We start from the raw sequence: 25,747 nt of genomic DNA, 5'->3' as shown, positions 1-25,747 counted from the left end.
GAGAAAGCTCCGTCGCGTCACTTGGCCGTGCCAGTCGTTTACGTGCCGCACAAACACAATTTGGCCCCCTTGAGACTCACGCTGTTGGTGACGGGCATTGCCGCCGGGTTCTACTGGTGGCGCCAGCGGCGGTGGCACCGGCTCGCGCACCAAGCCGGGTCGAAAAAGAATAAATTGCTACCTGATTTCTAAGCCTAAGCCCATGTTTTACCTTCGCCTCCCGGTCCGCTTACGGCCGCACTTCCAAGCCGAGTTGCACGCCGCCCGCCTGGCCACCGCCCGACAGGACCTGCCGACGGCTTTTAAGCACCTCGAGCGGGCCCACATCCTGGGGCAGCGCTGGGCCCTGCCGCACACATACACCCACCTGCTCATGCTGCGTCACGGCTGGCGCACCGGCGACCGGCGCGAAATCCTGGGGCAGCTGCCGCGCATTGTGTTCGGATTCTTCATGTCCTTATTCGGCCGCGTGCCCACCGGCAATACCGGCGGGGCCAACGTCTCGCCCGAGCAGCCCATGCCCCTTCCGGCCGACCTGCAGCACTTATTGAATGACTCAGTCTAAGCTTAAAACAACCCATTTTGACATAATGGCATTTATAAGAGCGATCTCGGAATAAAAACATTCTTCGCCTACTCGCCTACTCGCCTACTCGCCTACTCGCCTACTCGCCTACTCGCCTACTCGCCTACTCGCCTACTCGCCTACTCGCCTACTCGCCTGAGTGCCTGAGTGCCTGAGTGCCTGCAGTGTGGTAGTATTAGAGGAGAAGCCCAAGCCTCCCTTACTGCTGGGAGATGTGCAACCTTTTGGGGGCGCACCGGCTCCTCTGCTCACGGGTTATTCACCCGGGCTTCTTATGCGCTACGCTACTCTCCTGGTTGGCCTATTCGTGCTGGCCGCCACCCGCCCCTGCCGGGCGCAACAACTGCAACTAGGTCTGAAAGGAGGTCTAATGGCCAGCACTTCTAAACAACCCTCCTCTAGCACTGCCCGCCTGGGTGGGGTGGCCGGCGGCTGGCTGCGCTACCCCGTCGCAACGAGGGTAGGCTTGCAAACGGAATTAGTATATGAGCAGCGCGGGGTAAAGACCACGGAGGAAGGGCAGTTAGGCTGGGAAGGAAGCTCTGGGGCCTACACGCGCCGGGAACGTACCCGCCTTCACTATGTGAGTCTACCGCTGCTGGTGCGGGGGCAAGTCGGTAAGTTCTTCGGCTTGGTGGGGCCGCAGCTGAGCTACTTGGTGGCCGCGCGCCAGCAAGCGCGGACGGAATACATCTTGCGGCCAGGCACTAGCCCCGAGACCAGCCAAGAGTGGTTGCCTTACCCCGTCACGGAAACGGACCGGGGTACCGGCGACTTTCGGCGCTGGGAACTGGGCTATACGGCCGGCGTGGGTTATCAGCTCGGCGCGCGCCTCGGCCTAGAGGTCCGCTATGCAGCGGGGTTGACCAAGTTGCACCAGCCGTATACGTTTACTCCGGAGCGCTATGAGCCCGCTAGTCCGCTGACGTCCGCGCGCAATCGCACGTGGCAGGTGCAACTTAGCTATCAGCTGAGTGCTCTTAAGCTGGCGAAGTAGAGGGAGCACTACTTCTGCTACGTCGGATAACATATAGTAAAGGACCTTCTACAAGTTGTGAAAACGGCTGCATAGGGTCCGATAAGCCGGCCTTATCGTCCCTAAACTAGCTTCCTCGCTGCCCATTCATGGTCTTTTTACTTAGTGTCTAATGTGAGTGTTGTTAAATAAATAGGGAGAAGCTTCGACTCGGAGCTTCTCCCTATTTATTTAACAACACCCTGCTTATTCGTTGCTACTTAATAGCCGACCGATAGCCCAAGCGGTAGGCCCACAGGGTAAATGTGGGGGCGTAGTCCTGCGTAAAGCGGTAGCGGTTGTACGTTAACAAGGCAAAGCCCACCGGCACCAACCACGCCACCAGTACGCTGGTGGTTGGGACCGCATACAGAATAAGCAGATGCAGCAGCACCGCTGGCACCAGGCATACCACGGTTAGGCATACCGCAAAGGGCAGCAGCCATAAGCGGCCACCGCGCCGGCGCAGGGCAATAGCCACTCCTTTAAGCCAGTAAAGCAGGGCGAGGCCCGCGTAGGTTATAGCGGCGATGCTCAGCATTCGAACCTCACTATACCGCGACCCTAGAAAGTCTAGCGGGTAAGTAACAGCCAGGGCCAACAGGATAAATGGGACCGATACGATCGTTTCCATCAGCAGGCGCAGGGCCAATGGTACTAGGCGTACTACAGCCAGTGCACTGAGGCCCACTAGCACACCAGTTGCTTTCGCTGAGTGGCGGTTGCCGTGCGCGTTTTGGGCGGCTAGATAACCTTCTTCGTAATCAGCCATAGCACTGAAGTTGAAGGGTGGATAGAAGGCCCCCTTTACTTGTCGAACCCAAAGAGCCTGACGAAGTAGTTGCCCACGGCTGGAAAGTAGGAGCAGAGAATAAACGTAACGTAAAACGTGCCCCCGCGACAAGTAATGTCTTGAAGAGAACCGCGAGCAGCGATAGGAAACTACTAGAAAGCAGCATAAGATAAAAGGTTTGAGGAGATGAAATGTCCAAGCGGCTATTGCCCAATTACCCATACTGGCACCGCTTGCGCCCGGTCACCAGTGCCGGTTTCCTTCTTAACCTCTTTGCCATCCAGCAGGATAGCTACCGTGATGTTCGAGGCAGCCGTGCCCCGGCTGGGAGGCTGGCTAGTAGCGTAGCGCTATCCCCTTGTTTCATCGTGCGCGTGAAGCTGTAGCTAACGGGCAGCGCCACATTCGTAAGAGTAGTCGTCCCACCCGTAGCGTTAGTGTAGGAAATGTAGTCTGATACCAGGTTGCTAGTGGAGCTAACCCGGTACTCCACTGTATAGTCCTTAGGCCCGACAGGGGTGACGCCGTTATCATCTTTGGAGCAGCTGGTAGCCACGAGGGTAGCGCAGTTCAGCAGCAGGGTAGCAAGTCGTTTCATTGGTTAGAATTGATTGGATGGGTAAAAGGATTAGCGGAAGTGATACCGGACGCCGGCACTCAGATAACCGGGCCACTGGTCGATAGAAGACTGGTCGATCTGATAGCCTTTCGTGCCGGTAGCCACCAGGGAAAGGCGGTTCCCTAGAAATACGTCTGCTTCGGCCCCGCTTGCGGGCCAAAACTAAAGCGTTGGGGTTTGGTGCCATTGGGGGCTAGTTCCCTCGTTCCCCTTGATTCGTTCGCTCGTAGTGGCCACCAGCGCCCAGGAGCAGATGCACGTAGATTACTTCCCCGATTTGGAAGAGTTGGGGAGCTAGCAGGACGCGGCCCTGATAGGCGGCATAGTCACCCGCTTTCTTACCTAGGTTGCCCGCTTCGCGCAGGCCGCTAAGACGGATTCCCAGCCGGTCGGTGAGCAGGGAGTAGTAGCTAAGCTCGTAGTAGGTGCCTTGTTCGGAACGGCCCATATGTGCCCCCAGGCTGATATATGTTTGACGTGGCGTTGGGCCAGAGCGGGCGATAGGCCAGCCCCCACCGTAACGAGCGCCACTAGCAGCAGCTTTCTCATCGCAGTTACCGACGCGGCCGGGCGCGGTCCATTTTAAGTAGTGATTGCTGCACCAGCACATCCGCATACACCGCCTCGGCGGCCTGCTGGGAGGGACTGGCTTGCGAGGCTTCCGACAGCAGCCGGTCAGCTTCCAAGCGCAGCTGCATCGCCTTAATTAGATTCTCATTGGACGTATTAAGCGCCGCCATCCGTTCGCCTTCCGTCATCGCGTAGCGTCCCGGATTCTTCAACGTGGCATTCAATTCGACGCTTTGCTGCGTCATTTCATCCGCAATCTTGTAGTACCCAAACGCCGTATCAATCTTGCGCTTGTTGGCCATTTCTTGATAAGCAAACGAGGACACCGTAGATTCTTCGCGCTTCGCCTGGTATTGGGCCGACGTCATCCGGTTGCTGCCCCGGAAGAGGAGGAGCCAAAGCGGGAGAATACATCATACACCGTGTTCAGGTCCTGCTGCGGGTTGGTTAGTTGCAGCGCTTGCCGCAGCCGCGCTGCTTTCTGGTAGACGGGCATATACTGATTGCTTTGGGCCCGGCCATTCATAGCCAGGGCGCGCACAAACAGCTCCTGGGGGTTGGAAAGGCGCAAATCGGTAATGCTTTGCACTTTGCGCAAGTCAGCCTGCACCTGCCGCTGCAGCGCTAGCCCTTCCTGCGTCAGGTCCTTTACCTGACCGGTAATGTCCTTGGTTACGCCCGCAATCTGCTTGGCGTCGGCTACTACCTGATAGTTCTGCACGGTGCTGGACCACTGTTGCAGTTTCTTGGCGAATTCGCCAATCTGTACGCCCATGTGCAGCGGGTCATTTACCACCATCTGAGCGGATGCTTTCCTAGGGGGAGCTAGTACCAGCGCAACCGCTACGAAAGCGGGCAAAAAGAGCTTTTTCATTGTCGTAGGGGGTAAGATGAAGGAAAGGCGAGGATTAGCGACTACCGATAGAAGCCGAGGGGTCCAGCTGCCCCGCCGCCGCCGTCGTGATCAGAATGGGGTAGCCATCCGGCAATAACACGTCCCGGAGCCGGCTGCGGGTTTTCGGACGAGACAGGACGTTCGACACGATCCGGCCCCCGACGCCAACCACTGAATTCGCCGCGGAAGCCGAGCGATCGATAGCGGTGCTAAGTTCCTGCGTTGTTTGCCGTTGCAGGTCATTGCCAGCCATCATCGCGTCCTTTTGTATCTTTTTGGCCGGGTCTATCATAATGCCGGGCATATAGTTGAAGTCGTAGATTTGGGCTGCTACTCGCGTTGGCCCCAGACGATCTACTGTCAGGTTGACACTGTTGGTACCCACCTCAGCTACCGCCGCAAAGACCAGGTTCCTGGGGAAGGTTACGCCACTTATTACTGCATCTTCCAGGAGGCGCAGAATCACCACCGAGCCAGCGCGCACCTTCTGTTCGCCATGGATCACACACTTGAAAAACACGTCCGGGACGAGCGCTGGCTGCGGGCCACCTTGGGCCATCATCCGGGACGAGTTGTTACCCACTTTAACCGTGTTAAAGCCATCCGCACCCCGGCAGCGGTAGTGCGGGCTGCTATCTGTTGGGCGGCCAGGGCAGGGTCCCGATACCGCCTCCCCGTCATGCGCTCATACGAGGCGCGGGTTTCCGGGGGCGACGTGCTGAGCATGGCCAGCACGTCCGGGTCCGTTTCAAAAGGGGTACCGTCCGTATCGGTAGCCGGGAGCTGGCTCGTAGACCGACGAGCTCCACGAGCAGCACCGGAGCGCCGCGAAGGGGAGGCACCAGCGCTATACCGCCGCCGGGGTACTACCACCGTGCGAGCGGAGTAGGTGCCCGTTTGCGGGTCCTGCACGGTTGTTTCTATCGTATCCACGTCCTGAGCCGCGAGGCGCTGCTGCTCCCCTTGCCGGCGAGCGGCTGCCTGCGCCGCCGCCCGATTCTTTAGCCGCTGGCTGCGGCCGGCAGTATCGACGGCAAATACGGCTACTACGTCTTCCTCGGTGGGACGGGCAGGAGCCGCCGCCGCGTCCAGTTCCGCCCGCCGTTGCGCCTCTAGTTGCGCCGTCGGGGAGGCAACGCGAACCGGGGGCTTATCAGCTACCGAGCTGATCGCCGGCTCAATGTTAGCGGAAGCTGCCGCCACCGGTTCTGCCTGTTGGCGGGCGGCTTCCTTAGCAGACTGCAACCACAGAAATAAGCCACTAAAGAGCAGTACCACCAGCAATACGCTAAGCGGCACCCAGTTCTTTAACAACGTCTGACCAGGTGTGAGCGTAGCCGGAGCTGATTCTGGCTGGTGCTGTTGTGGCGGGATATTGTCCGTAGCGACAGCAGGTTCGGTATCCGGGCGGGGCGCGGCCTCGTGCCGGTCAGGGGGCATGATAGGTTCCATGCGATTGAGAGCTATTAAATGGGTGAGGCCCGATTGATAACCCGGGAAGGCACCGGCAGCACTAGTACCCGCGCGCCATTGAGTTCACGCAGGGTTACTTCCAGGTAGCCCCGTTCCGTGGCAGCATACAAGGGAATGGCATAGGTCAGGTAACCGGTCGTGCGGCCCGTAATCGTCTGATTAGCAGCCCCACCCGAAGGCGCCAAGGGGCGGCGCGCTTCATTCTTTTTCTTCGCCAGAAACTTCTTTTGGGCGTTTTCTACCAATTGGAAATCAGTGAAATCGACGTTGTAATCAATGGCGGAGTGATTGATAACCTTGAAGCGCAGATACGTGAATTCCTTGTCGTTGCGCACATTGGCCAGCGACAGTACCAGGTCATTATCGATCACGGCGACTGCCTGATGCTCTTCTTTTACTTTGCGCAGCTTGGTTAACTTCCCCTCCACGTCGCTTTTCAGTTCCTGCTCTTTGTCCATCGCCAGCTGATTCTCCGGAACCGAGCCAGCCGAGCTGCTATTGCTGAAGCCCAGCGCGCCATCTTTCTGGAAATCGTAGAGTTGAAGAACCGGCCGGTTACTATAGACCAACCGCCCCATCCAGTACTTGGAGCCGTAGCGAATGAGCAGGGGGGTAGGCGGCGCGTTTTTGCGCTTAGCGCGCACGAATACGGCGTTGGCTTCGATCTTAACCAGATAGTTGCCTGCCATGCCCACGTCTACCAAGGACACCGGGCCACCGAAAACGAGGTAGGTAGTAGAACTATCCGATACGGCCACGTCCAATAGGTTCTCGTTGGACTTAGCCGCCGATACGGGCCGTTGCGCCCGGATCGACTGTTGAGCAATCGGGCGCACGGTTTGCGCCGACGTAACCGAGACAGGTAGCAGGGGCAGCACCAGGCTCAGCAGCACCGCAGGGAGGAAGGAAGGACGCATGATGGAGACTGATTAGAGGGTTATTGAGCCGGAGCCGCAAGTGCAGGAGCAGAAACTGGAGCTTGTGCCCCCGTTGCGCTTCGAGGAGGCGGCGCTGGCGGTCGGCCTCCTGGGCTTCGAGTAGCTCCCTTTCCTGGCGGGATAGATTCGGCTGATAAGGGATATAGTCGAAGTTGGTAATTAGCAACCCGTAAGGGTTCTGATCCGAGCGGTTGGTTTCTTCCAGGTTAAACTTAGCGGCCAGGGGCAGCGGCTCTTTCTGTTCACCCCCAATGAAGATGCGCTGCTTGATGTACACGGAACCCGACCAAGGGCGGCGGCTCATATCGACCAGCACACTATCTACCGTTACCACGTTGCGGGCCGCGTACCGCTCATAGTTTTGGGGTACCTGGCCCCGCACAAAGCCATCGTAAATACGCCGGCCCCCGCGACCCTCAATAAGCGGCAGGGCAGCATCCAAGTTGGCCTTGAAAGTGTATTGGTCGTGGCCAAACATGGTTTGCATGAAGTTGCGCACCAGGTTACGGGCCTCATAGCTGCTATGCGATTCGGTAGCCGGAGCAGACAGCGCCGCCACCGAGCCAGTAGAGCTGACCACGTACACCCGTTGTCCGGCTTTCTCACTGATACAATAGACTATGTAGCCCGCGCCCAGAGCGACGAGCAGCAGCGCCAGGATACTTCCCATGGCGATATTCCGCATGGTAGAGAAGGAGGTACTAAGATTGGTTGCAGAGTCCATTTCACTTACTGGTTAGAAGGCAACAGTTGGTCAATTTGACAGCAGTCATTTCTTCCCCACCGCCCCTATTGCGGTAGGGAAAGAAAAGTCATTTTGCTCGGGTCAGCTACCCCACCCTTATTGCGATAGGGGTACACCACTAGGGCGGGCTTATTCTGGTTGTTCTGACCGGCGAAAGCGTACAGCACGCCCCGCACGGTGACGGGCTTGTTCGGTTCTATTTCCGATACCGTGTACTTCTCCTGACCCGGAATATTGTAGTTCATTCCACCTAGATTGTACCGTGCTAGGCTGTCCTTGCCGTTGGGGCATAGAGCGTCATGGTTGCAGGTACTTTTCCACTTCCATACCCTTTAGGCACCCACTGAATAACTGCCTCATAACTAATCCGGTAGCCAGGAGCCGTTCGCGGTGCTCCCGGTTCCAGGGAGCCCCACAGCGGTGGTAGAGCTACGGCTATTGGTTCTACTTTGAGCGTTTTAGCTGATACCGTTTCCAGGTATCCCTCAGGGGCAGCAGCTGCTCGACGGCGGGCCGTACGTCTAGGGCCGTAGTGGGCAGTGGGGCGGAAGAGTTGGCTTGGGAAGAAGTAGCGGCAGCAGCTGGTGCCGCCGCCGGAGCCTCAGTTCCTGCCGCTTGCTGGTCGCTCGACTGGCACCCACTAACTAGGCCCAGACCGAATAGCCACGCGAAAGTTTGGGATGGGATTTTCATAGGGAGGGGAGGAAGTTGTTAAGAAGTCCAGAGACCGGAGGGCCGTTGCCGGTAAGATGGATTCAGCGCATCGGACATGGTAATGGAGGGTAAGCCAGCCGCAGCCGAGCTACTAGAAGTTTCCCCAGTGCCAGCACTACTACCCCCGCCACCACTACTGCCGCTGCCACCGCCAGCACTTATGCCGCCACCGCCAGAGCCACCGTTGCCCATTGCCCGGCCAATAGCCGAAGACAACCCCCCACCACCCGGAGCCGCGACACCCGCTGCAAATGTGGCCGCGCCTACTGCTGAACCAATCATTTGCCCAGCGAAGCCTTGCGCGGCGGAGGAGCCGATAAACAAGGAGGTTAGCCAGGGCACCATTCCGTACAGCAGCACGAAGCCCACGGACATGAGCATAAACTTGGAATCCTTCACTGATTGGTCTAGCCCACCGCTGGCCAGGATACCGCCAGCTACTTGCTGCGTTTGAGCAAAGAAGCTATACATCGTATCCAGCAGCACGAACGTAAGGCCCCAGAGCTGCACCGCGAGGAAGTTTTGCAGCCACTTTATCGCTAGCTGTCCAAAAGCCGGAATGACGGAAAGGGTCATCGCAATTGGCCCGCAGACGTAGAGAAAGCCGAGAATGAATTGCTGCAAAAACAGCATCACCTCGCGGACAATCAGCACGGTTGTAGCCGTGAACAGCCGCGTCATTAGGCCGGAGAAAGTGAAGTTGCTGATGGATTCAACCACACTAGTCATCATCGCCGCAGCCCCCGTTACCACGTCACCCAGGCCTAAAGCATCACTCTTAGCCGCCGCCGCCACCGGGGCAGGCGTCGTAAGCGCGGTTAGCGCTTCAGCCGCGGATTGGTCGGTGGAGAAGAGAGCAGTAAAGGCAGAAAGGCCAGCCCCAGCGTATCGAGCAGGGTCTTGTAGAAGAACAGCAGAAAGAATATCCAGCACGCTTTCAGAATAGGCCCCCAATCCATTGCTAAGCCACTCCCGCTGATAAGCCCCCGGAAGATGGTATAGAGTAAGGCGATACTCATTAGCGCAGGCGTAATGAAGCGGCAGGCCATGAGCACAATTTCTAGGGTCTGGTCACAAGCGCGCAGAAACCCCGGGTCAACTCCGAAGGCTACCATTAGAAAGTTTCCCATCATTTCCCGCCGAGTTTACCGTTGCGCTTATCCTCGACAAACTGTTCTACTGCGTAGTCCAGCCGTTGTACTTTAACTTCTTCGTATTCCGGGGTGCCATCCGGGGCCAGCACCGGGCGACCGTCAGGGTCAATTTTGGGCCGCTTGTTGGTCTGCTGATAAAACTTAATCAGGCTATTCAAGTGGTTGCGCTCGAAGGGCTTAGACGTCAGGATAGCGTCTAGCTGAGGAGAGGCTTCCAAGGCAAACACTTTTCCTTTATCGCCCTGCTTGATAAAGAACTCCCGCAGGTGGTCAGTAGCGCGCACCGACTTAATCAGATCCATTTCGTGGCCAGTTAGACCGAGTGGTGCTTGCAGTTGCGCCAGCGAATCCGGGTTGATGTGCCGCAAAATGATTTTCGTGCCCGAGTTGGTAATGATAGCCGAGCCGATTTTGCTGTTTACAATTTCGTTGATACCCTGCGTGATGATCGTTACCGAACCGTTGGTTTTCCGAATCGTGCGGTACATACTTTCAATAAACTCCGAGAGGACACCGCTCAGCATCGTCCAGGCTTCATCCAAGGCGATGTACTTCACTGCTTCCGGGAACTTGCGGAACAGATCCAGGCTCAGCTCCGTGATGAGCATCGCGACCACCGGGTACAAGTCGGGGTCAGCTTGCACCTTGGCTAGGTCGAAGCAGATAAGCCGGTGTTCGCTCAGGTCTACATCACGCTTCGCATTCAGTACCTTCTCGTACCGGCCTCCCGTGATATATTGACTCATCACCAAGAAAAATTGGTGCATATCAATATACTTCATGTTCTTCTGGTAGGTCCGACGTGCCCCATCCAATGGGTCTGCTACGGCCCCTTCACCGGGAGCAGAAACAGGCTTTTGCATTTCAGCGTCGTAGCGTTCCACGAACTTGTAGAAGCTCTCCATACCGGGAAACTCCTCATCCGCTTGGCCTAGCTTATCCTCATTGTTCAGGTACTGGTAGTACTCAATCAGAAAGCGGGAAAGGATAGTACGCTCTGACTTATCCAGGCCGGAGGCTCCACCTTTCCAAAGCGCGGCAATTAGAGCGAGGTGGAAAACCGTTTTCTCATCATCATAAAGCCACTTTTGGGAAGCCTCATCCCGAGGTACCATGAAGGGGTTAAACTCGATGGGCCGCTGCGGGTCGTACTCGAAGTAGGTGTTCCCGAATTGCTCCCCGTTGAGCGACTGTATAACGTTACGGTACGTGCCGCCCACGTCCATAATGATTTGCCGTGCCCCCTTCTCGAACCGCTGCACAATCAGGTTGCCAAACGTGTAGCTTTTGCCCGTACCGGTAGGCCCAATCACCATCGCGTTCTGATTTTCCAGCTTGGTATTGAACAGGTTTACTTGTACCAGATTGCGGAAGCGGTCTACCAGGTATTCTCCTACCTGGTCCGTCTTGTAGGTGGACGTCCAGTGAGTGTAGCAAGCCGCCCGGTCAGTGGTACTGGTTAGCCAGCGGTCGGGAATCTGGTACGAGTTGCCAGGTAGCAAGCCGAAGAAAAGTGGCAGCGCCAAATAGCTTTCTACTACGCTTTCCGTGTTGAACATATACCGGAAGGCTGAAGCGGCTTTGTCCACGTTCTCACGGCGGCTGGTATCGTTGGTATCCCACAGCATGACCGAGAGGTGCAGGCCCACAATTTGCTTTTGACTGGCCCGTATTTCCGCGGTAAACTCCTCGACTTCCTTGGCGCGCAGCGCGTTGTCCTGACCAGCTAGAAAAGAGAGGGTGTTATTGATTTTGCGGTCATTGTCCAGGCTGCCTAGTTCGGACCGGCTATCCCGCACAATCATGGCTTGCGTCAGAATATGGGGGCACTGCAAAACGTGCGTCAGAGGGTAGAGCATGGGGGAGGTTACCCCGTAGCCGTTCCTGACCGCCGGGTAAGCATCCGTTCCCTGCCCCACCATGGACAGGATATTCACTTTGTGCTCCCCAACGGCCAGGGTACCTAGCTCATTCCCTATTTCGCGCTCTTGGCGGGTAGGCTGACCGTCGAAATTGAGGTTGAAGTATTGCAGGTACAGTTTGTGAATGTCTTGGCTGCTCAGGCGTTCGAAGGAAACGCCGCACAGGTTCTTGACCCCCTGGATAAACTCAATAGCGTTGCTTTCTGCCGCCTCCAAGGTTTGGACGAGCTGCGCGTAAGGGTTCTTCATAATCGCCTCACCAGCCCGAGCTACTAACACATTCAGGGCGTTAGTCTTGGGCGACTTCACGGCAACCGGCGCATACGAGAGGAATAGATAAGACTTTTGAAACAGCACCAGCCGTTCGTGAAAGTGCTTATTCATCTTCCCCTCAAAGTAGGTCTGTTGGGTTTTGTCCTGCCGATACGGACGGTCATAGTAGCCATCCGTTTTCTGCAACATCATACCTGCCGGCTGCGAGCGCATGGCACCCACCAGAGCTGAGTGGAAGGCTTCATACTCTTCCACGTTCCAGCTTTCCATTTCTGCTGGCTCAACCAGGAAACCCACCGCTACGCGGCCATCCTTAAAAACCACCTTGTCATCCTCATAGGAATGAACCGGCATCACGTCGTTAAACGCGCTTGTTTTTGGGTTTTTCATGAGGGGAAGGAAGTTGTCCCACAGCAATACGGCGGGGTTGGGAGAACTTGAAAGACACCCAGGCCAGCAGGAAGCCGGGCGGCTGGGTCTTGCTGAGGTAGCGAAACCCAAGGAGTAAGAGGACCTCTACCACTATCACGATTAGGTACACCAGGCGAGGTATCTTGACGATGATACCCAGGAAGCCGAGTAGCAGAACCGAGCCCATGAACAGGCCAACCAAAATGCCCAAATCCTGGAGGTTCATCCCCAGAACCTGAGCTGGTCGCTCAATTGATTTGTAAGAGCGCATGAGGGCACTACTTTCCTAGCGTACCCCACCTTGTCCCCCACCGACAGCCCCGACGAGGTCGTCTTTGAAGAGTTGGAAGCCAAACCAGAGGATAACGGCACCTACGAGCCAGCCCAGCGAACCCAGCGCATCCGGGGCACCACGCATGAACTTTAGCACCACAACGACCAGAAACACGATAAGACCGATAGCGAATACTACCTGCACGATACCCAGTACTGTTTCTTGCACTCCTTCTAGTGCGGCTTGCGCACCCTGTGCAAAGGCAGCCCGATTGGTCAGCGCCAGGGCTGATAGTAAAGCGAAAGCGCGGCGTTCCGCTTTAGAAGGTTGGTAGGCTTTACCAGCAACAGCCAGCTTGTTAGCCAAGGAAAGAGATTTGGTAAACATGGGAAGGAGAATTGGTGGTTAGTAGATGAAAACCGCAGGGTGCTTAACTCCCTATAAGCAGGTTAGAAAGGGGCGTATTCTTGACTTTTGAGTAAAGCCTTAGCAAAGAGTTATAGGATTGATAATCAGGGGGCTTATGTCCCGGGAAGCACTATTTTTTCTCCGCTAGCAGGGAGGTGAGAATATTCTTTTGCCCGGCTGATTGAAGTTGTCTGGCGGCACGTTGGCGCTTGCGTAACTCGACCTCAGCCGCCCGATTATTTGTATCGTTCTTGGTTGGGGCAGCCGCAGCCGCCCCCAGCGGATTATCATAAACTGCATCCGGAACTGCCTCATCTTCCGCAGCCGACGCCGTAGCAGGTACTATATCTGAATTGAGGGTGTCTAATACTGAATCTGTTGCATTCGCGGCTGGTGGGCGCCTACCGGGTGCTTTGGTTTCATCTATTGCTGCATTTGTAATGCTGGTAGTAGCTGCGGCAGGTCTAGTAGTTGGTTGTGTAGCAGCTTCGGCCAATTCACGCCGTTCAGCTTCTTCGGCTTCCAGGCGTTCAACTTCTTCTTGAATCTCCTTTTGTTGTTTTTGTAAGAAATCCTCTTCCGGCATCAGCTGAGAAAGAGCGCCACTTTCAGTTAGTGGGGAAGCAACAGGAGTAGGTAAGGACGGCGCAGGGCGATAATGGAAGTTCTTTATTGACTTATGATTGCTAGTAGCTGTGAAAACCTCTTTTTTCTCTTTTTGAGCGCTTTTAAAGCGCCATACTAGTAGCCCAATAAGAGCAACAGCAGGGGCCAGAACCAGCGCTACAAATAAGACAGGTGACATAATAGGCTGCTAACGGCCTTAGTTCACCTAAACTTATAAAATAATTATAAACAAATTATAAAGAAAGTATAAAATTATTTTCTTCGTTGAAAGAGTGCAATAGTAAGTTATACAATAGTTGTTAAAAGCTTATAATTTTATTTTCATTTTTTAATCGGACTAAATCTACTGGGATTATATATTTGCTCTCACCCAGCTTTCTCAACGAAAGTTTTGCCTGGTATTTTAGGTTGTATTATAGCGGGATAGGTTGACAAGCAGGGTATGCTTGGTTTGGAGGACAAGCAAGGGATTCGTGTATTTGTAAATTCAGTATATACAATATCACGCCCTAAAGGCCCACTTTTACGGCCTGCAAACACACCTCCCAGCCATGTACTCAGAAGACAACACCATTCCCCCTTTAGGAGAGCCTGATCTAGACCTAACCATTACTTATGAGGATGGACTACGATACGCCGCCTACCGACTAAAAATGTTTGGTAGAGGAGAACTGAAACCGTTTTGTGACGCGCGGGGCTTGCCTTACACCACCCTTGTAAACCTTAAAAACGGCAACCTTAAAACTGAAGAAATACGCCTTGTCCTACGCTTGCTTCGCCACCTTGATGTTCCGGTTGAACTCACTAGGATAGCACCGGATAGCAACATTCACCGCTTCGTATTCCCGAACCGGGAGCTCCTCGACAAATTCCAAGCAACCCTCAAATGCTTTGATGGGGGCGTTTCTCCGCTGGAAAAGAGCAAGCACGAACAATCTAAATCTTGACCGGATAGCTCCCGCGTGTCCTTCGTTCAGAGCTACTGGTTTACATCTCACCAGTCAGCTGCCTACCTATGAACGCTCCAAGAGGGAATGACCCCAACGAGCTTGACCAATTCAAGCGCGACATTGACTTAGTTGACTACGCCCAGCGCCACGGGTACCAAGTACAGAAGGAAGGAAGGAGAGGCGATTGGCACCAGTTGGAGAAGGAAGGAGAGGTATTAATTATTAGTCGAAAAGGTGACCATCAGGTGTACCTCAATACCGGCGACGACCGTGACAAAGGCAGCGTAATTGATTTTGCCAAAACCAGAGGAGGTGATGGGCACGGCTTGAACTTAGGCCAGGTGCGGCTGGAGCTACGCGAGTACCTAAATGATGGAGCCGCACTGGCCCGCCAATATGCCCCCGCGCCCACAGTAGCGCGGCTTAATGCCTTGCCAGTGAGCGACCCCAACCACGAGCGTCAGGTGGAGGAGGATCGCAAAACACGCCTGATTGCGGAAGTTTTAGGAGTAAAAAAAGAGCTAACCGACCGTAGCTATCTGCATGGCCGGGGTATCGAAGATAAGACCCTCGATAACCCGGCCTTTCAGGGCCGCATCTTCACGGCGCAACAAAATGGGCATAAGAACACGGCGTTTCCTCTTTACAACGAGCAGGGATTAGCCAGTGTCGAGCAGAAGAACGAGAACTATAAAAACTTGCTCCCATTGCCTAAAAACGGCGTTTGGGTTTCCCATCCGACAGAGGGCAAGGATACCAAAGTAGAGCGAATAGTAGTAAGTGAATCAGCCATTGATTCGCTTTCCCATTATCAGCTCAAACACGAGCAAGACCAGAAAAACACCATGTACATTGCGACCAGTGGCACCCCTACGGAAGCACAGGTAGCCTTGATTCAGCGGGTCATTGACAAGCAGGAACCCAAGGAGATAGTACTGGCCAACGACCGCGACGCGGGAGGCCGACAATTCAACATGAACTACCTGAACGAGCTGCACCCAGCCCGTCCCTTAGCACCTATTGCTGACCAGGAAGCCTACAAAGAGGCCAGCCGCCCGGTAGAGTGGCACGCGACCAGTGACAAATACCACACGGCCCTGAAAGTGACGTATCATCACGACAGCACTGAGCAGGGCGCCCCCCAGGTGCAGCAACTCACCGACCGGATAGCCAGGATGAACAGCGTCCAGGAAAGCGGACCGACAATCGATCTGGAGGTGCAGCGCAGCACCGAGCGCGAGACAGTACTACGCTTGTCAGTGGCTAAGGCGGATACCGCACAACTCGAGGTAATCAGCCACGAGCTATACCGGCAGCGGGAGCAGCTACGGCCTGAGCAGGAGCGCCAGCAAGAACCATTCATCCGGGTAGACTATCCGCTGGCCAAGGATTATAACCGCGATGTAGAATTGACCCTTCAAGGGCTAAACGCGGAACAAATCCGCGCCCAGGGCCAGCGGGAGGAACTGGAACGCGCCGCCGAGCGTCAGCAGCGCCAGGAGCAAGAGCAGCAGCAGCGCCTAGAGCAGCAACGCTTGCAGGCCGAGCACCAGGCCGAGCAAAACCGCCATGATATTGACGAGAAACAGCGTCAGCAAAAAGATTGGCAAGAAAAGGAGCGCCAGGAGAATACTCCCGAAGCCCAGCAGCGCCGCCAAGAGCAAGACCGCCAGCTCAGCGAGGCAATAGCAGCATCAGCGGTAACTAGTGCCGCCACCGAGCAGTCAGGCGCCGCGTTCCGCTCCTACCGCACCGAGCAGGAAGCCGCCGAGCATACCGCGCAGTTTGTAGCGGCCAAGGATGCCGGCTTGATATTGCTCAAGGAGTACATTAACGATAACCCCCGCCAACGGGCCGTAAGGTTGATGAAGCGGAGGTACAGGAAATCCGGGACCGGGCCAAGTTCGCTGCGATAAGCCCCGCCCCTACCCTACCTGTAGGGGAGGAGAAAACGGCAACGTGGAAGATTGATGAGCTGGTAGCTAATACCACCGGACGCGCTGAGGCCTGGAAGCAAGTGCTCGACCAGTCGGGCTACTCGATGCAGACCAGCGAAATCCGCAGCACGGTTGATGCGCAGGGCATACGTCGGGCTGAATTCGATATGAACTACCGGAACGACCAGCCCGATATTGCCATCATTCACGCCGTCATAACTAATACCAATGCGCGAGCTGAGGGCGGGCAGGAAATGTATATTGGAGTTAAGATTGTGGAATCTGAGGCCGACCGCGCTACTCGTCAAGTAGCCGCCGAAGCCGCCGCCATTCAGCCGCACAACCGCGATCGCAGCCAGGACATAGCCGCCAAACCCGCAGCAGCTGTTACTCTCGAAGTTGCCCGCACTGAACGGGCTGAAACCCCACCCCGTGCCGTAGTAGATGGGGTGGAAAAACAAGCTATTGTGAAGGTTGAGGAAGTAGAGCCAAAGGCCGGCGTACGTGGCCAAGCCGAAGCGGTAAAAAGTGCTATTAATGCCAGTGGCGCTAAAACGGGCGAGATTCTAAGTATTATCGACGAGCAAGGTATCAGGCACTCTGAAATGAAGGTGTCGTACCGTACCGATCAGCCCGAAATTGCTAAGGTGAGCAACACGCTTGACGCGGTGGCTAGACAGAGTGGTAACCATGTGATAGAGCATAGCAGCGACCGCGCCGAGCGCCGCGAAATCGGCAAGGGCTACGAAATGGCCCAGCCCCAACACAGTCAAGAAATCACCCGGTAGTCGGACGCTTCGCACCCGACTACCGCGCCGGAAACGGCGTTACCCATGACGCTAAATAAAAAGCCGCCCCGGAATCCGGGGCGGCTTTTTATTGTGGTTAGACAGAGACCAGAGACATCTTTTTCCCCACTGCCCTCTTTTTGCTGTTTTCAGACCCGTAAGGGTACATTTTTAAGAGCAGCAGCTGTCCCAAAGACAGCAAAAAAGCAATAGTGGAAGCTAAATAAGAGGTTTTATTAGTCAATAAATCGGTGGAGTACCCAGTTGGGCGTGCTCCCAGGGCCGCTGTTTAGGGCTATGGCTTCGGTCCTCGGGAACAAACTCCTACCCTCCTTCTCGCGACGTTCAGGCCGAAAGCAAGCCTGCTGACTCACTTTAATATAGTTCGATTACAGGCTTGCTTTCAGCTACAAACACCGATTGGGGCAGTGGGGAAGAAAGTCTGGTAGAATGGGGCAAGGGCCTAATAAAAGACAGTAAAAATAAATGTATTTTATACAAACATAAATGTAAAAAATGCAACAACGAATGAGCTTTTTACGTTTAATAGATATAGTCAATAAACAGATATACAGGCTCTTAGCTATGAAAAAGAACAGTAAGACTGCCACTACGAAAGCAACTGCCAAAGCTGCTACTACCAACCATCCCGACGTGTACCAGATTGTAACTGATCGGATTATCGCAGCCCTTGAAGGCGGTATTATTCCGTGGCGCAAGCCGTGGAACGCTGTTTACGGGTTGCCCCGTAACTATGCCACCGGCCGCGTTTACAGTGGTATCAACCTGTTTTTGCTGCATTTCAGTGGTGCCTTACCCTTCTTTATGACGTTTAAGCAGGCGCTTGCGTTGGGCGGCAATGTTCGCAAGGGTGCCAAAGGTCACCATGTAATCTACTACAGCATTGCCAAGCGCGAAAACAAGGAAACCGGAAAAGAGGAAAAAATGCCCTTTTTGAAGTATTACACCGTGTTTTCGGTGGAAGATATAGAAGGCATTGAGTTTAAGCTGCCCGAAGTAAAGACCTACGGTTTTACCCCAGCGAGGTAGCCGAGGGCATTGTAGGAGCATGGGAGAGCAAGCCTGCCATTCAGCACTTGCACCAGCGCGCCTACTACTCGCCCATGATGGATATTGTGAATATGCCAAAGCCGGAGACGTTCACCACGTCGGAAGGTTACTATCAAACCTTATTCCACGAGCTGACCCACAGCACCGGCCACAAGTCCCGCCTTGACCGCGCCGAACTGACCGCTGGCGAAGGCAAGCAGAGCACCAGCTACGCCCGTGAGGAGCTAATCGCCGAAATGGGTGCATCATTCCTGAGCGCCGCCGCAGGCATTGCCACCGAGCAGACCGAGCAGAACGCGGTAGCTTATATTCAAAACTGGCTGGATCTGCTTAAAAACGACAAAAAGCTAGTAGTACAGGCCGCCAGCAAAGCCCAGCGCGCCGCTGAGATGATACTAGGCCACACTGAGGAGCCGGAAGATGAGGAGCAGCCCCCAACCGCCACCGAGCGGCCCGCAGCCGAACTGGCCGCGCCGGAGCTGGACGACACCGACCGCGAATTTATGGCAGCAGAAAAAAGCTGGTTGGCTGAGTAGCCACCGGCTAGGGGGTAGCAGCTCACGAGCTACTACCCCCTAGTCCTAGATTGCCCCTAACGTCTTAAAACGCTACTTTAGCACCTACCTACACTCCTAGTTCTTTCGATATGTCAGCCGCCCCAGCCACCGCCGCCGTTTCTTTTACCATCCAGCAGGGGAAAGGCACCTTGACGATTGAAGCAGCTACGCTGGCCGAGTTGGTAGACGCGGCCCCACTAACGAAGAAGGAGTTAGGTAAGAAGCTCAAGCTGAACCCGCGTACGTTCGACACACGCCGGCAGCAGCCAGGCACCCTAACCCAAGACGAGCTACATGCACTGGCCAACGCGCTAGGAGTGCCGTACCTTGATATTGCCCGGCTGATTTACGAGCAGCGAGAGTCCGAGCGGGCGCAGGAACCGGCATCAGAGTAGCCCCAGCAGGCCGGAAAGGGCATTATTGAACAAATAGGGGAAGCCTCCGACTTTGCTGTTTAAACAAAGGGTTTATACTCACCTGATCGGCAGCGGGGTACACGTTAGCCTAGTTATGGAAATACTAGGTCAACCTGGGTCTGTAGCTATTAGCGGAAAGTTTCCACCTTCAGATGAACTGCTAATGCTCTGATTTTCAATATATCTTTGGTCGTTTCCCCAAACGAATTAAGGTCCCCATTCAAGCTTTGCACATCACCGCAGGCCGCAGATTTTCAAAAATAGCCCACCGGGGTTTTTGGTCGCCTTCACCTTCTCCGTTTTGAGCTGATAGGTGAACTTGAAAAGCTGGTCCAGATGCTTGGTGTCTCCGAGGATGGTGGCCACCAGATGCGGCTGGGTGATGCCCAGTGTTTCCAGATGCTGACGCGCGGTGAAGGCGCGGGCATCCTCGGCCGGTTGCTCGAAGGGAATAGGCAGCTGCTGGGGCTGCTGGCGGGCAATGGTGAAGCGTACCGCGTCATAGGCCCTCCCCTTCTTGAGCAGTTGGTAGTCAATCTTGAGGTCGGTATGCTCGCTGACTTGGCGTACGGCGATGTCGAGCACCCGGGCCTTGAGCTGGCTGATGTTTTGAAACAGTTCCGGCTCCTTGCCCTTGGGGTCCTTCAGGTGCAGCATCTGCTTGAGCTCGTCCAGCGGGTAGGTGCGCGTGGTGGCCTTGTCTTTCCACTGGCTAACGAGCTGGTAAATGCGCTTGGCGTACTTGCTGCTTAACTTTAGGGCCGAGTGCAGCTGGTAGGAGGTGAAGTTTTCCTTGAGGTTGAACAGAAAAGGTCGGATGGGGGCGGCCAACTGAATCTGCAGGCAACCTTTACCCTTGATGTACTCTACCCGCTGAAACATCCACAGCTGCTGGTAGGTCCGCTCGTTTTCTACCTCGAACATGCGCGAGCCCATATCGGCCGTAGCTTCACGCAACTGCTGGTAATTCCACTGCCGCCCGGTCAGGGCTTCTACGTCCTTGACGTAAATCGTGTACTCCTGATCCGGCGCGTCATCCCGCCGCAGGCGGGAGAGCAGGTAGAAGAAGATGTCCAGTTGGCAGGCCGTGTAGTCGTAGCGCGCCTGGGTGATAGCGTTGTGCTGGCGCACAACGGGGGTGGGCTCCACCACGGTTAAGGCAGTTACAACAGGCTCCATAGACTCGGGGTACGTAGCAAGATATAAAGCAAATGTAGTTAACCAAGTATTAAAAAACCACAGTGGTAGTTATACGTGGTTTTTAACTTATAAAACGTGAGAGTTTAACTTATAAAACGTGGTTTTGAACTTATAAAAAGTGGTTTAAAAGGTATAAAACGTGGTTTTTCGCTTATAAAACGTGGTTTTATACCTTTATATACTATTGATTATCAGCGAGTTATGAACCCTACAAATAGACAAGTAATAACAAATACTCACAAACTTGTTGATACCCACTCTAAAAAAAGCTTTTAGAGTAGTGGTTCGAGCTGGGCGGTGGGGCAAACAAAAAACAACAAAAAGAAAGCACAAAATAAGCCTAACCACAGGGATTGCACTTTACCATGTAGAAGTTATGCTTTACTTATTTAAAACCACGTTTTATAAGTTGTCTCAGTTTCTCTAGCATCTCCGGTAATCAGCAGTGGCAAAACACTTTTTATACTCCCAGTAGACTTATTAACGGTGATCAAACAGCGTTTGCTGACTTTATACAAGAGTGAAAAACCACGTTTTATAAGTCGCTAGCCCCACCTTTATCTCCCAACTAGCACGTTTTATAAGCAAAAAATCGGCGCGACAGTGGCAGTAAAAGGGCCTTTCTGCCTAGTCTAAGCCGTTAAGCGGCTTCCAGGATAAAGTCAGCGGGGATGCCCAAGCGCTTGTAGAGGCGCTTAGCCAAGTCCAGATTGATGCGCCGGCCCTGGAGCACGTCGCTCAGGCGTGAGGCCGGGATATCCAGCAGGGCCGCTAAGTTTTTCTTGTTGAGCTTGCGCCGGTACATCTCCAGTTCCAGGCGGCCCACTAGGGTTTGAGGCTCGGGCAGTTCGTAGCCCTGGGTCTTCTCGTAGGCACTGATGGCGTCGCGCAACGCGAGCATGGGTGCCAGATCGGTGGGTTCCTTGTCCATCCAGGCCGTGAACTGGTCCAGGGCCTGGTGGTAGTCGGCTTGGGAGCGAATGTCCATGAGGAGGAAGCTTATAAAACGTGAGAGAAACGGTGCGAGCTCAAACGGTGTCGGCGTCGATGCGGTCGTACTGCTGGTGGGTGCCCACAAAGCGGATGAACACGGTACGGGTCGCGAAGTGCAGCCGCGCCACCAAGCGGTAATTATTGCCCCGGATGTTGAACACGTAGCGCCCGTCCCGGGTGTACTCGGCCGTGTTATAATCTCGAATCACGTCCGCGTGCCGGGCCCAGTCGCTTTCCTGCACAAAGGCGTACCAGGCACTGAGCGCCTCTTTCGCATCGGGGTGCTGTTCCCAAAACTCCCGTAGCGGCTTCTGGGAAATGATGACCATGCCCAAAGATATGGGCAGAATTCTGAAATTGATAATTTTCTCCTAGAATCTGTAATTGCTTATTTTAGAAATTAGTTCACCAGATAGGTCGCCTCTCCCCTACCCTATCGCCGTTAAGCGCAAAAGCAGCTCCGGAAGGAGCTGCCCTTGGTTTGGCGCGTTGTAGCGCCGAATTAAAAATAAGTTGTGTCGGCGACCAAACCGACCCTACTTCTAACCAGTGCTGCAAATTACATGCTTTGTGTTATTTGCTTGGTAGTTTTCCCTGTTTTCGTAAGTGCGCTTCGTAGTGATGATGAGCTGCTTCTATGTACGTCTGAATGTTATGGGGCACATCCTGTATACCCGCAAGTTGAGCCACTACTAGCTTAATCTCAAGCCAACTTGGTTCGGGCACTTTTAGTGAACGGAGCGCGACCGGAGCCGTCGCAGTGGGAACCGCAGGCTTGCGACCACGCCGACTAGGAGCAGTCGGGGCCGCTTGTTGAGGAGTTGACTCAATCGAGGCCACGGCAGGTTCTACCGCTGTCGGTTCGGTAGGCGCAAGAGTAGTGACTACCGTCGGCGCAGTTGCAGCCTCAGACGCAGTAGGTTGGGTTGGAGCAGCGGCAGACTCTGACTCTGTGGCCAACGGAGTTGCTGGCTGGGTTAAGGTCGCAGCGGGCGCTAAAGGTTCGCTGGCTTGTTTGGTTTTTTCACCATCCATACCAGCGCGGGCGGCGGCTCTATCCGCCTCAGAAACAGGAATACGCCCACGAGGAGCTTTTGGGACGAAGGGAGCGGGCATGGCCTTATTCAGTTACAGTGGTAGATGATACGCCGCGTTCGTCAGTTTCTGTAGCAATAGCCACCGAAGCTGCTTTGTGATTCGGTAAGTCCAGGCGTTCTATCAGCTCGTCACACACACGGCGTATTTCGTCGGAGCTTTCCTTGGTCCCACCAGCATAAGCGCGGAAGCCAGGGGTAAGCAGACTGTGCAAAGTAGATGCCCGCGAGTAGGCCACGCGGTTACTTAGAAAGGAGTTAAAGCGTGAGAGGCTCAGCCCGTCTATATACTCATCCATTTCTTTTTCTTCTCTACGGCCCGCAATCCGCTTCGTAGCTAAGCCGAAGTAATCAAAGGGAAGGCCCGCATCGTTCGCTGCTTTCTTGATGCTAGCCAGAATCGTCATAAACTCGGCAGTAGAAGCACGGTCTAGCTGATCTGACACGAGTGGCACAATAACAGCGTCACAGCCAGTGAGAGCATTAAAAACATCGTCTCCATCAGCGCGGCCCGGTACGTCAATGATGATTAAGTCGTAGTCGTTTTCCGGGTTGTCGGTGAAATCAAAGATTTTATCCAGTGGCAGGGCGAACACATCATAAGGATATTTGGCCGATGGATCTGCCTGTTGCATAGCAGCCAAGCTAGGGGCATCAATCTGGTTCCGGGTTTTGACAATGCTTTGCTGATAGTCACAATCCAGAATAGCGATTTTCAAGCCGTACTCAGTAGCCAAAGGAGCAGCCAAGACAAGGGCCAAAGTCGACTTACCGGAACCACCTTTTTGGGTAGCGAAGCTGATAATTTTTGACATAGTTTCTACTGATTAGAAGGGTTGGGTAAACACTCCTGACTGGTCAGGTAGAGGGTGAGCCAAATGTAAGTAGAAAAAGATAAAAGTAGCATAGAGTAAAAAGGTAAAATAATAAAAGTAGAAATTTATAAAAACATAATTATATAATAATAGAAAAGTAGAAATTATAATATTGAGTTCAGGGGAATCACTAGTATAAAAAGGGAAAAGTAGAATAAAGGAATTGTAGAATAGTAGAAACATAAGTACAAGTAATGTTAGTCATTCAAACCCGTATAAGTAGAAAAAGAGAAAAGTAGAAACAATTAGTAAGCAATTAAGGAAAGGTAGAAAAGTAGAAAAAGGGAAATTAGAAGGACGATAACTCTAATAAGCTTTAACGTTTGAAGGTAGAAAAGTAGAAAAAGGGAAATCTATTTAGTGAAGATAGTATTGATTCGTAAGCGAACTTGAGTAGTAGAAAAGTAGAAAAAAATAAAATAAATATAATGCGGTACATACAGGTAGGTAGGATCAATCTATATAGAGTAAGAACAATGCTACAGGAGTGTATTTATAGGGTTTAAGAGGGGTAGTTGAAGTTAGAAGAAGATTGATAGGGGAGGCACAATGGGAGTTAATTTTAATTATAAATTAGTTATAAATTAGTTAATATTCGTAGTTTCAGCTCTAGGACACTAACCTTACAACCACAGCCGACTAACCCTATCCCCAACCGCTATAAAGACAGATAGAAACTTCTTAGCAAGAAGAGTAACACAATATCAAGACTAAAGTATTGACATTGTGTTACTTAAATTTCAGCATAGCTGAAATCTGTATAATAAACATCATAATCTATTGATTAACAGGATAGTTTTAACCTAATAACGACTGAACGAACGATCCATGCCAACAAACCCCGGAATTAAGAGTGTCGCTATTCCCAATGCGGCACACCACCTAATGAGTAAGGAGGCCAAGCGGTTGAAGTTGAGCCAAGCTGATTATACCGCCGCAGCCGTTAGCTACTTTGCACAGCGCGGTCTCAATCCTGCCGAGACGGAGAGTCGGGAAGGTCAGCTAATCATGCAGCAAGTGAAGAAGCTAGGCGACCGAGTATTTAGCTATATGCAGGTACAGGAACGGAGTGTATTAATTCCGATGCTCGATGAAATGCTACGCAGCCGGATAACACTTGAGCGCGTGCTACGCATGAATGAGATACTGGTAAATAACCTAAGTACCGGACTGCAACAGCTTAGCGAAGCCCAACTAAAACAGCAGCGCGAGGCACTATTGAAACTGCGGAAGCAGAACGAGGAGATGATAGAAGCGCAGGTGCGGGAGGCAGTAGCGAGCAGTAAAATACAGCAGGGGCAGACACAGCAAGCGGGGGCAGTTGGGGAGAAAAGCGCCGCAAACTACTAGCAAAAGAGCCATGTACGTTAAGCTAATTAATCCCGTCACGCACGGAAAAGCAGCTTACAATAACACCGGCAGCAGTGCGCAAACACTGAATTACTTGAAGCAAGAAGCAGAGAAAGAAGGGCAGGAAGCTTCGTTTTTCGGTGCTGAGAAAGACGCTCAAACAGCCGCCGAAGTGATGCAGGATATTGATAATAATGTGAAGGGACTGCGCGCTACGGAGGCCAAATTTTACTCGTTAGTTATCAGCCCCAGCACCGATGAGCTATCCCACATTGGTAACAGCGAGAAGAAATTGAAGGAGTACACCCGCGAGGTGATGGAGCAATACGCTAGCAATTTCAAGCTGAAAGATGGACGCACTTTGGACAGTGAGAATCTTGTTTGGGCGGCGACCATCCACCATGATAGGAGCTACCGAGGCACTGACCCAGAGGTGGAAGCAGGGAGCGCCAAAGTAGGGGAGAAGCGACCCGGTTTACAGACCCACGTTCACATCATTGTTAGTGCCCGCGATACCGAGCAAAAGATAACTCTGAACCCAGGTGGCAGGCGGGACAGATTTAACCTGACGGAGTGGCAAAAAGAGGCAGGCAAACAGTTTGAAAAACAGTTTGGCTACACCGCCCAGGAGCGCGAAAAAGTGCAAACCAAGTTGAGGGATAGCAGCCGCGATACAGCCCGCGCCGCCAAGATTATGGAGCGAGTGGACCGCATCAATCTACTAGTGCCCAAAGAGCAGAAGCTAGACCCGCAGCGCGTACAGCAGCTAGCCGAGAAGCGCGAGTATGATAAGACGTTTTACCGATCGATAGCCACGGTAGAACGCCGGGCGGAGGCTGGAATACCGATTGATAACGCCTACCATCTACTGACCACGGGCAGAGAGCAGCCCCAGCCGCAGCAAGTCACTACAGCTGCTTTACGAGCCGTGCAGCAGGCCCTACGGTCGGGCCAAGGGCAGGACGAGAAGACCGAGACTATAGCTGAGAAGAAGGGCCGTAACCGCGATGAATTGGATATTGAAATGTAGTGATATGCCCCACCATAGCCTACCCTCAACATGATTAGTCAATCCACTAAACCAGCCAGCGGCCCGGTT

The 25,747-nt window shown here is 53.7% G+C and carries 31 protein-coding genes; 10 read left to right on the top strand and 21 right to left on the bottom strand.

Going from position 1 to position 25,747, the window contains the following annotated elements; translation table 11 throughout:
* Positions 1 to 202 precede the first annotated feature (202 nt).
* Both H9L05_RS22480 and H9L05_RS22475 read left to right on the top strand, forming a co-directional pair.
* Entirely contained in the window at positions 203 to 565 is a 363-nt protein-coding gene (locus tag H9L05_RS22480) for a DUF3703 domain-containing protein (RefSeq protein WP_187734628.1), read from the top strand.
* Positions 566 to 860: 295 nt separating this feature from the next.
* Positions 861 to 1,583, top strand: coding sequence for a porin family protein (locus tag H9L05_RS22475; RefSeq protein ID WP_187734627.1), 723 nt, complete (start codon positions 861 to 863; stop codon positions 1,581 to 1,583).
* Positions 1,584 to 1,818: 235 nt separating this feature from the next.
* Here the strand turns inward: H9L05_RS22475 and H9L05_RS22470 are convergent, their stop codons facing one another.
* From H9L05_RS22470 to H9L05_RS22395, 17 genes are all read right to left on the bottom strand, one after another.
* Positions 1,819 to 2,373: a hypothetical protein gene (locus H9L05_RS22470; protein WP_187734626.1), complete on the bottom strand. Its 555-nt coding sequence runs from the start codon at positions 2,371 to 2,373 to the stop codon at positions 1,819 to 1,821.
* Positions 2,374 to 2,686: 313 nt separating this feature from the next.
* Positions 2,687 to 2,992 carry a hypothetical protein gene (locus H9L05_RS22465; RefSeq protein WP_187734625.1) on the bottom strand — a complete coding sequence of 102 codons (306 nt, stop codon included), beginning with the start codon at positions 2,990 to 2,992 and terminating at the stop codon, positions 2,687 to 2,689.
* Positions 2,993 to 3,206: 214 nt separating this feature from the next.
* Complete coding sequence (locus H9L05_RS22460; protein ID WP_187734624.1) at positions 3,207 to 3,461, bottom strand: hypothetical protein; 255 nt, start codon at positions 3,459 to 3,461, stop codon at positions 3,207 to 3,209.
* Between the two features lie 106 nt (positions 3,462 to 3,567).
* Positions 3,568 to 3,951 (bottom strand): hypothetical protein, encoded by a 384-nt coding sequence (locus H9L05_RS22455; RefSeq protein WP_187734623.1) that lies wholly within the window; start codon positions 3,949 to 3,951, stop codon positions 3,568 to 3,570.
* Positions 3,948 to 4,457 (bottom strand): hypothetical protein, encoded by a 510-nt coding sequence (locus H9L05_RS22450; RefSeq protein ID WP_187734622.1) that lies wholly within the window; start codon positions 4,455 to 4,457, stop codon positions 3,948 to 3,950. Before H9L05_RS22450 ends, H9L05_RS22455 begins: the two co-directional genes overlap by 4 nt.
* 34 nt (positions 4,458 to 4,491) lie before the next feature.
* A complete protein-coding gene (gene traM / locus H9L05_RS22445; RefSeq protein ID WP_187734621.1) occupies positions 4,492 to 4,983 on the bottom strand; it encodes a conjugative transposon protein TraM in 492 nt (163 codons plus the stop codon).
* 53 nt (positions 4,984 to 5,036) lie between these two features.
* The gene (locus H9L05_RS22440; RefSeq protein ID WP_187734620.1) at positions 5,037 to 5,930 is read right to left on the bottom strand and encodes a hypothetical protein; all 894 of its coding nucleotides are present in this window, start codon (positions 5,928 to 5,930) and stop codon (positions 5,037 to 5,039) included.
* 14 nt (positions 5,931 to 5,944) lie between these two features.
* Positions 5,945 to 6,646 (bottom strand): DUF4138 domain-containing protein, encoded by a 702-nt coding sequence (locus H9L05_RS22435; protein WP_262892743.1) that lies wholly within the window; start codon positions 6,644 to 6,646, stop codon positions 5,945 to 5,947.
* A gap of 85 nt (positions 6,647 to 6,731) precedes the next feature.
* Positions 6,732 to 7,574: a hypothetical protein gene (locus tag H9L05_RS24505; RefSeq protein WP_223285043.1), complete on the bottom strand. Its 843-nt coding sequence runs from the start codon at positions 7,572 to 7,574 to the stop codon at positions 6,732 to 6,734.
* Positions 7,575 to 7,678: 104 nt separating this feature from the next.
* Complete coding sequence (locus tag H9L05_RS22430; RefSeq protein WP_187734618.1) at positions 7,679 to 7,879, bottom strand: hypothetical protein; 201 nt, start codon at positions 7,877 to 7,879, stop codon at positions 7,679 to 7,681.
* Positions 7,880 to 8,078: 199 nt separating this feature from the next.
* A complete protein-coding gene (locus H9L05_RS22425) occupies positions 8,079 to 8,327 on the bottom strand; it encodes a hypothetical protein (RefSeq protein ID WP_187734617.1) in 249 nt (82 codons plus the stop codon).
* An 18-nt stretch (positions 8,328 to 8,345) separates the two neighbouring features.
* Positions 8,346 to 9,143: a hypothetical protein gene (locus H9L05_RS22420; protein WP_187734616.1), complete on the bottom strand. Its 798-nt coding sequence runs from the start codon at positions 9,141 to 9,143 to the stop codon at positions 8,346 to 8,348.
* 23 nt (positions 9,144 to 9,166) lie between these two features.
* The gene (locus H9L05_RS22415; protein WP_187734615.1) at positions 9,167 to 9,481 is read right to left on the bottom strand and encodes a hypothetical protein; all 315 of its coding nucleotides are present in this window, start codon (positions 9,479 to 9,481) and stop codon (positions 9,167 to 9,169) included.
* Positions 9,478 to 12,087 carry a TraG/VirB4 family ATPase gene (locus H9L05_RS22410; protein ID WP_187734672.1) on the bottom strand — a complete coding sequence of 870 codons (2,610 nt, stop codon included), beginning with the start codon at positions 12,085 to 12,087 and terminating at the stop codon, positions 9,478 to 9,480. Before H9L05_RS22410 ends, H9L05_RS22415 begins: the two co-directional genes overlap by 4 nt.
* The gene (locus H9L05_RS22405) at positions 12,059 to 12,379 is read right to left on the bottom strand and encodes a hypothetical protein (protein WP_187734671.1); all 321 of its coding nucleotides are present in this window, start codon (positions 12,377 to 12,379) and stop codon (positions 12,059 to 12,061) included. Before H9L05_RS22405 ends, H9L05_RS22410 begins: the two co-directional genes overlap by 29 nt.
* A gap of 15 nt (positions 12,380 to 12,394) precedes the next feature.
* Entirely contained in the window at positions 12,395 to 12,769 is a 375-nt protein-coding gene (locus tag H9L05_RS22400; protein ID WP_187734670.1) for a hypothetical protein, read from the bottom strand.
* A 151-nt stretch (positions 12,770 to 12,920) separates the two neighbouring features.
* Positions 12,921 to 13,595, bottom strand: coding sequence for a hypothetical protein (locus H9L05_RS22395; RefSeq protein WP_187734669.1), 675 nt, complete (start codon positions 13,593 to 13,595; stop codon positions 12,921 to 12,923).
* Positions 13,596 to 13,968: 373 nt separating this feature from the next.
* Between H9L05_RS22395 and H9L05_RS22390 the strand changes: the two genes are divergently transcribed.
* From H9L05_RS22390 to H9L05_RS22365, 6 genes are all read left to right on the top strand, one after another.
* On the top strand, positions 13,969 to 14,364 hold the full coding sequence (locus H9L05_RS22390) for a hypothetical protein (protein ID WP_187734668.1): 396 nt from the start codon (positions 13,969 to 13,971) through the stop codon (positions 14,362 to 14,364).
* A gap of 68 nt (positions 14,365 to 14,432) precedes the next feature.
* Positions 14,433 to 16,283 (top strand): toprim domain-containing protein, encoded by a 1,851-nt coding sequence (locus H9L05_RS22385; RefSeq protein WP_187734667.1) that lies wholly within the window; start codon positions 14,433 to 14,435, stop codon positions 16,281 to 16,283.
* Between the two features lie 101 nt (positions 16,284 to 16,384).
* Positions 16,385 to 17,092: a hypothetical protein gene (locus tag H9L05_RS22380; RefSeq protein ID WP_187734666.1), complete on the top strand. Its 708-nt coding sequence runs from the start codon at positions 16,385 to 16,387 to the stop codon at positions 17,090 to 17,092.
* Positions 17,093 to 17,677: 585 nt separating this feature from the next.
* Positions 17,678 to 18,142 (top strand): ArdC-like ssDNA-binding domain-containing protein, encoded by a 465-nt coding sequence (locus tag H9L05_RS22375; protein WP_187734665.1) that lies wholly within the window; start codon positions 17,678 to 17,680, stop codon positions 18,140 to 18,142.
* Between the two features lie 47 nt (positions 18,143 to 18,189).
* On the top strand, positions 18,190 to 18,699 hold the full coding sequence (locus H9L05_RS22370; RefSeq protein WP_187734664.1) for a zincin-like metallopeptidase domain-containing protein: 510 nt from the start codon (positions 18,190 to 18,192) through the stop codon (positions 18,697 to 18,699).
* Positions 18,700 to 18,809: 110 nt separating this feature from the next.
* The gene (locus H9L05_RS22365) at positions 18,810 to 19,115 is read left to right on the top strand and encodes a hypothetical protein (protein WP_187734663.1); all 306 of its coding nucleotides are present in this window, start codon (positions 18,810 to 18,812) and stop codon (positions 19,113 to 19,115) included.
* 255 nt (positions 19,116 to 19,370) lie between these two features.
* Here H9L05_RS22365 and H9L05_RS22360 read toward each other — a convergent pair whose 3' ends face one another.
* The 4 genes from H9L05_RS22360 to H9L05_RS22345 form a co-directional block, all read right to left on the bottom strand.
* The gene (locus H9L05_RS22360) at positions 19,371 to 20,315 is read right to left on the bottom strand and encodes a replication initiation protein (protein ID WP_223285049.1); all 945 of its coding nucleotides are present in this window, start codon (positions 20,313 to 20,315) and stop codon (positions 19,371 to 19,373) included.
* Between the two features lie 661 nt (positions 20,316 to 20,976).
* Positions 20,977 to 21,324: a hypothetical protein gene (locus tag H9L05_RS22355; protein ID WP_187734662.1), complete on the bottom strand. Its 348-nt coding sequence runs from the start codon at positions 21,322 to 21,324 to the stop codon at positions 20,977 to 20,979.
* Positions 21,325 to 21,364: 40 nt separating this feature from the next.
* Positions 21,365 to 21,658, bottom strand: coding sequence for a type II toxin-antitoxin system HigB family toxin (locus tag H9L05_RS22350; protein ID WP_187734661.1), 294 nt, complete (start codon positions 21,656 to 21,658; stop codon positions 21,365 to 21,367).
* Positions 21,659 to 22,449: 791 nt separating this feature from the next.
* On the bottom strand, positions 22,450 to 23,238 hold the full coding sequence (locus tag H9L05_RS22345) for a ParA family protein (protein WP_187734660.1): 789 nt from the start codon (positions 23,236 to 23,238) through the stop codon (positions 22,450 to 22,452).
* 945 nt (positions 23,239 to 24,183) lie between these two features.
* Between H9L05_RS22345 and H9L05_RS22340 the strand changes: the two genes are divergently transcribed.
* Both H9L05_RS22340 and H9L05_RS22335 read left to right on the top strand, forming a co-directional pair.
* Positions 24,184 to 24,648 (top strand): BfmA/BtgA family mobilization protein, encoded by a 465-nt coding sequence (locus H9L05_RS22340; protein ID WP_187734659.1) that lies wholly within the window; start codon positions 24,184 to 24,186, stop codon positions 24,646 to 24,648.
* Between the two features lie 10 nt (positions 24,649 to 24,658).
* Positions 24,659 to 25,678, top strand: coding sequence for a DUF5712 family protein (locus H9L05_RS22335; protein WP_187734658.1), 1,020 nt, complete (start codon positions 24,659 to 24,661; stop codon positions 25,676 to 25,678).
* The last annotated feature ends 69 nt before the right edge of the window (positions 25,679 to 25,747 follow it).

This window comes from Hymenobacter qilianensis, from assembly GCF_014489555.1.
Classification (GTDB): Bacteria; Bacteroidota; Bacteroidia; order Cytophagales; family Hymenobacteraceae; genus Hymenobacter; species Hymenobacter qilianensis.
The sequence above is the reverse complement of the archived record's forward strand: the minus strand, read 5'-3'. Positions and strand labels throughout refer to the sequence as shown.

Excerpts from the sequence above, each read along its gene's own strand:
- H9L05_RS22390 (WP_187734668.1), top strand. The coding sequence starts at position 13,969 with ATGTACTCAGAAGACAACACCATTCCCCCTTTAGGAGAGCCTGATCTA.
- H9L05_RS22430 (WP_187734618.1), bottom strand. The coding sequence starts at position 7,879 with ATGAACTACAATATTCCGGGTCAGGAGAAGTACACGGTATCGGAAATA.
- H9L05_RS22440 (WP_187734620.1), bottom strand. The coding sequence starts at position 5,930 with ATGGAACCTATCATGCCCCCTGACCGGCACGAGGCCGCGCCCCGCCCG.
- H9L05_RS22360 (WP_223285049.1), bottom strand. The coding sequence starts at position 20,315 with ATGGAGCCTGTTGTAACTGCCTTAACCGTGGTGGAGCCCACCCCCGTT.
- H9L05_RS22335 (WP_187734658.1), top strand. The coding sequence starts at position 24,659 with ATGTACGTTAAGCTAATTAATCCCGTCACGCACGGAAAAGCAGCTTAC.
- H9L05_RS22350 (WP_187734661.1), bottom strand. The coding sequence starts at position 21,658 with ATGGTCATCATTTCCCAGAAGCCGCTACGGGAGTTTTGGGAACAGCAC.
- H9L05_RS22400 (WP_187734670.1), bottom strand. The coding sequence starts at position 12,769 with ATGTTTACCAAATCTCTTTCCTTGGCTAACAAGCTGGCTGTTGCTGGT.
- H9L05_RS22475 (WP_187734627.1), top strand. The coding sequence starts at position 861 with ATGCGCTACGCTACTCTCCTGGTTGGCCTATTCGTGCTGGCCGCCACC.
- H9L05_RS22480 (WP_187734628.1), top strand. The coding sequence starts at position 203 with ATGTTTTACCTTCGCCTCCCGGTCCGCTTACGGCCGCACTTCCAAGCC.
- H9L05_RS24505 (WP_223285043.1), bottom strand. The coding sequence starts at position 7,574 with ATGCGGAATATCGCCATGGGAAGTATCCTGGCGCTGCTGCTCGTCGCT.
- H9L05_RS22355 (WP_187734662.1), bottom strand. The coding sequence starts at position 21,324 with ATGGACATTCGCTCCCAAGCCGACTACCACCAGGCCCTGGACCAGTTC.
- H9L05_RS22450 (WP_187734622.1), bottom strand. The coding sequence starts at position 4,457 with ATGAAAAAGCTCTTTTTGCCCGCTTTCGTAGCGGTTGCGCTGGTACTA.
- H9L05_RS22425 (WP_187734617.1), bottom strand. The coding sequence starts at position 8,327 with ATGAAAATCCCATCCCAAACTTTCGCGTGGCTATTCGGTCTGGGCCTA.
- H9L05_RS22470 (WP_187734626.1), bottom strand. The coding sequence starts at position 2,373 with ATGGCTGATTACGAAGAAGGTTATCTAGCCGCCCAAAACGCGCACGGC.
- H9L05_RS22365 (WP_187734663.1), top strand. The coding sequence starts at position 18,810 with ATGTCAGCCGCCCCAGCCACCGCCGCCGTTTCTTTTACCATCCAGCAG.
- H9L05_RS22340 (WP_187734659.1), top strand. The coding sequence starts at position 24,184 with ATGAGTAAGGAGGCCAAGCGGTTGAAGTTGAGCCAAGCTGATTATACC.
- H9L05_RS22460 (WP_187734624.1), bottom strand. The coding sequence starts at position 3,461 with ATGGGCCGTTCCGAACAAGGCACCTACTACGAGCTTAGCTACTACTCC.
- H9L05_RS22405 (WP_187734671.1), bottom strand. The coding sequence starts at position 12,379 with ATGCGCTCTTACAAATCAATTGAGCGACCAGCTCAGGTTCTGGGGATG.
- H9L05_RS22455 (WP_187734623.1), bottom strand. The coding sequence starts at position 3,951 with ATGACGTCGGCCCAATACCAGGCGAAGCGCGAAGAATCTACGGTGTCC.
- H9L05_RS22385 (WP_187734667.1), top strand. The coding sequence starts at position 14,433 with ATGAACGCTCCAAGAGGGAATGACCCCAACGAGCTTGACCAATTCAAG.
- H9L05_RS22410 (WP_187734672.1), bottom strand. The coding sequence starts at position 12,087 with ATGAAAAACCCAAAAACAAGCGCGTTTAACGACGTGATGCCGGTTCAT.
- H9L05_RS22395 (WP_187734669.1), bottom strand. The coding sequence starts at position 13,595 with ATGTCACCTGTCTTATTTGTAGCGCTGGTTCTGGCCCCTGCTGTTGCT.
- H9L05_RS22345 (WP_187734660.1), bottom strand. The coding sequence starts at position 23,238 with ATGTCAAAAATTATCAGCTTCGCTACCCAAAAAGGTGGTTCCGGTAAG.
- H9L05_RS22375 (WP_187734665.1), top strand. The coding sequence starts at position 17,678 with ATGAAAAAGAACAGTAAGACTGCCACTACGAAAGCAACTGCCAAAGCT.
- H9L05_RS22465 (WP_187734625.1), bottom strand. The coding sequence starts at position 2,992 with ATGAAACGACTTGCTACCCTGCTGCTGAACTGCGCTACCCTCGTGGCT.
- H9L05_RS22415 (WP_187734615.1), bottom strand. The coding sequence starts at position 9,481 with ATGATGGGAAACTTTCTAATGGTAGCCTTCGGAGTTGACCCGGGGTTT.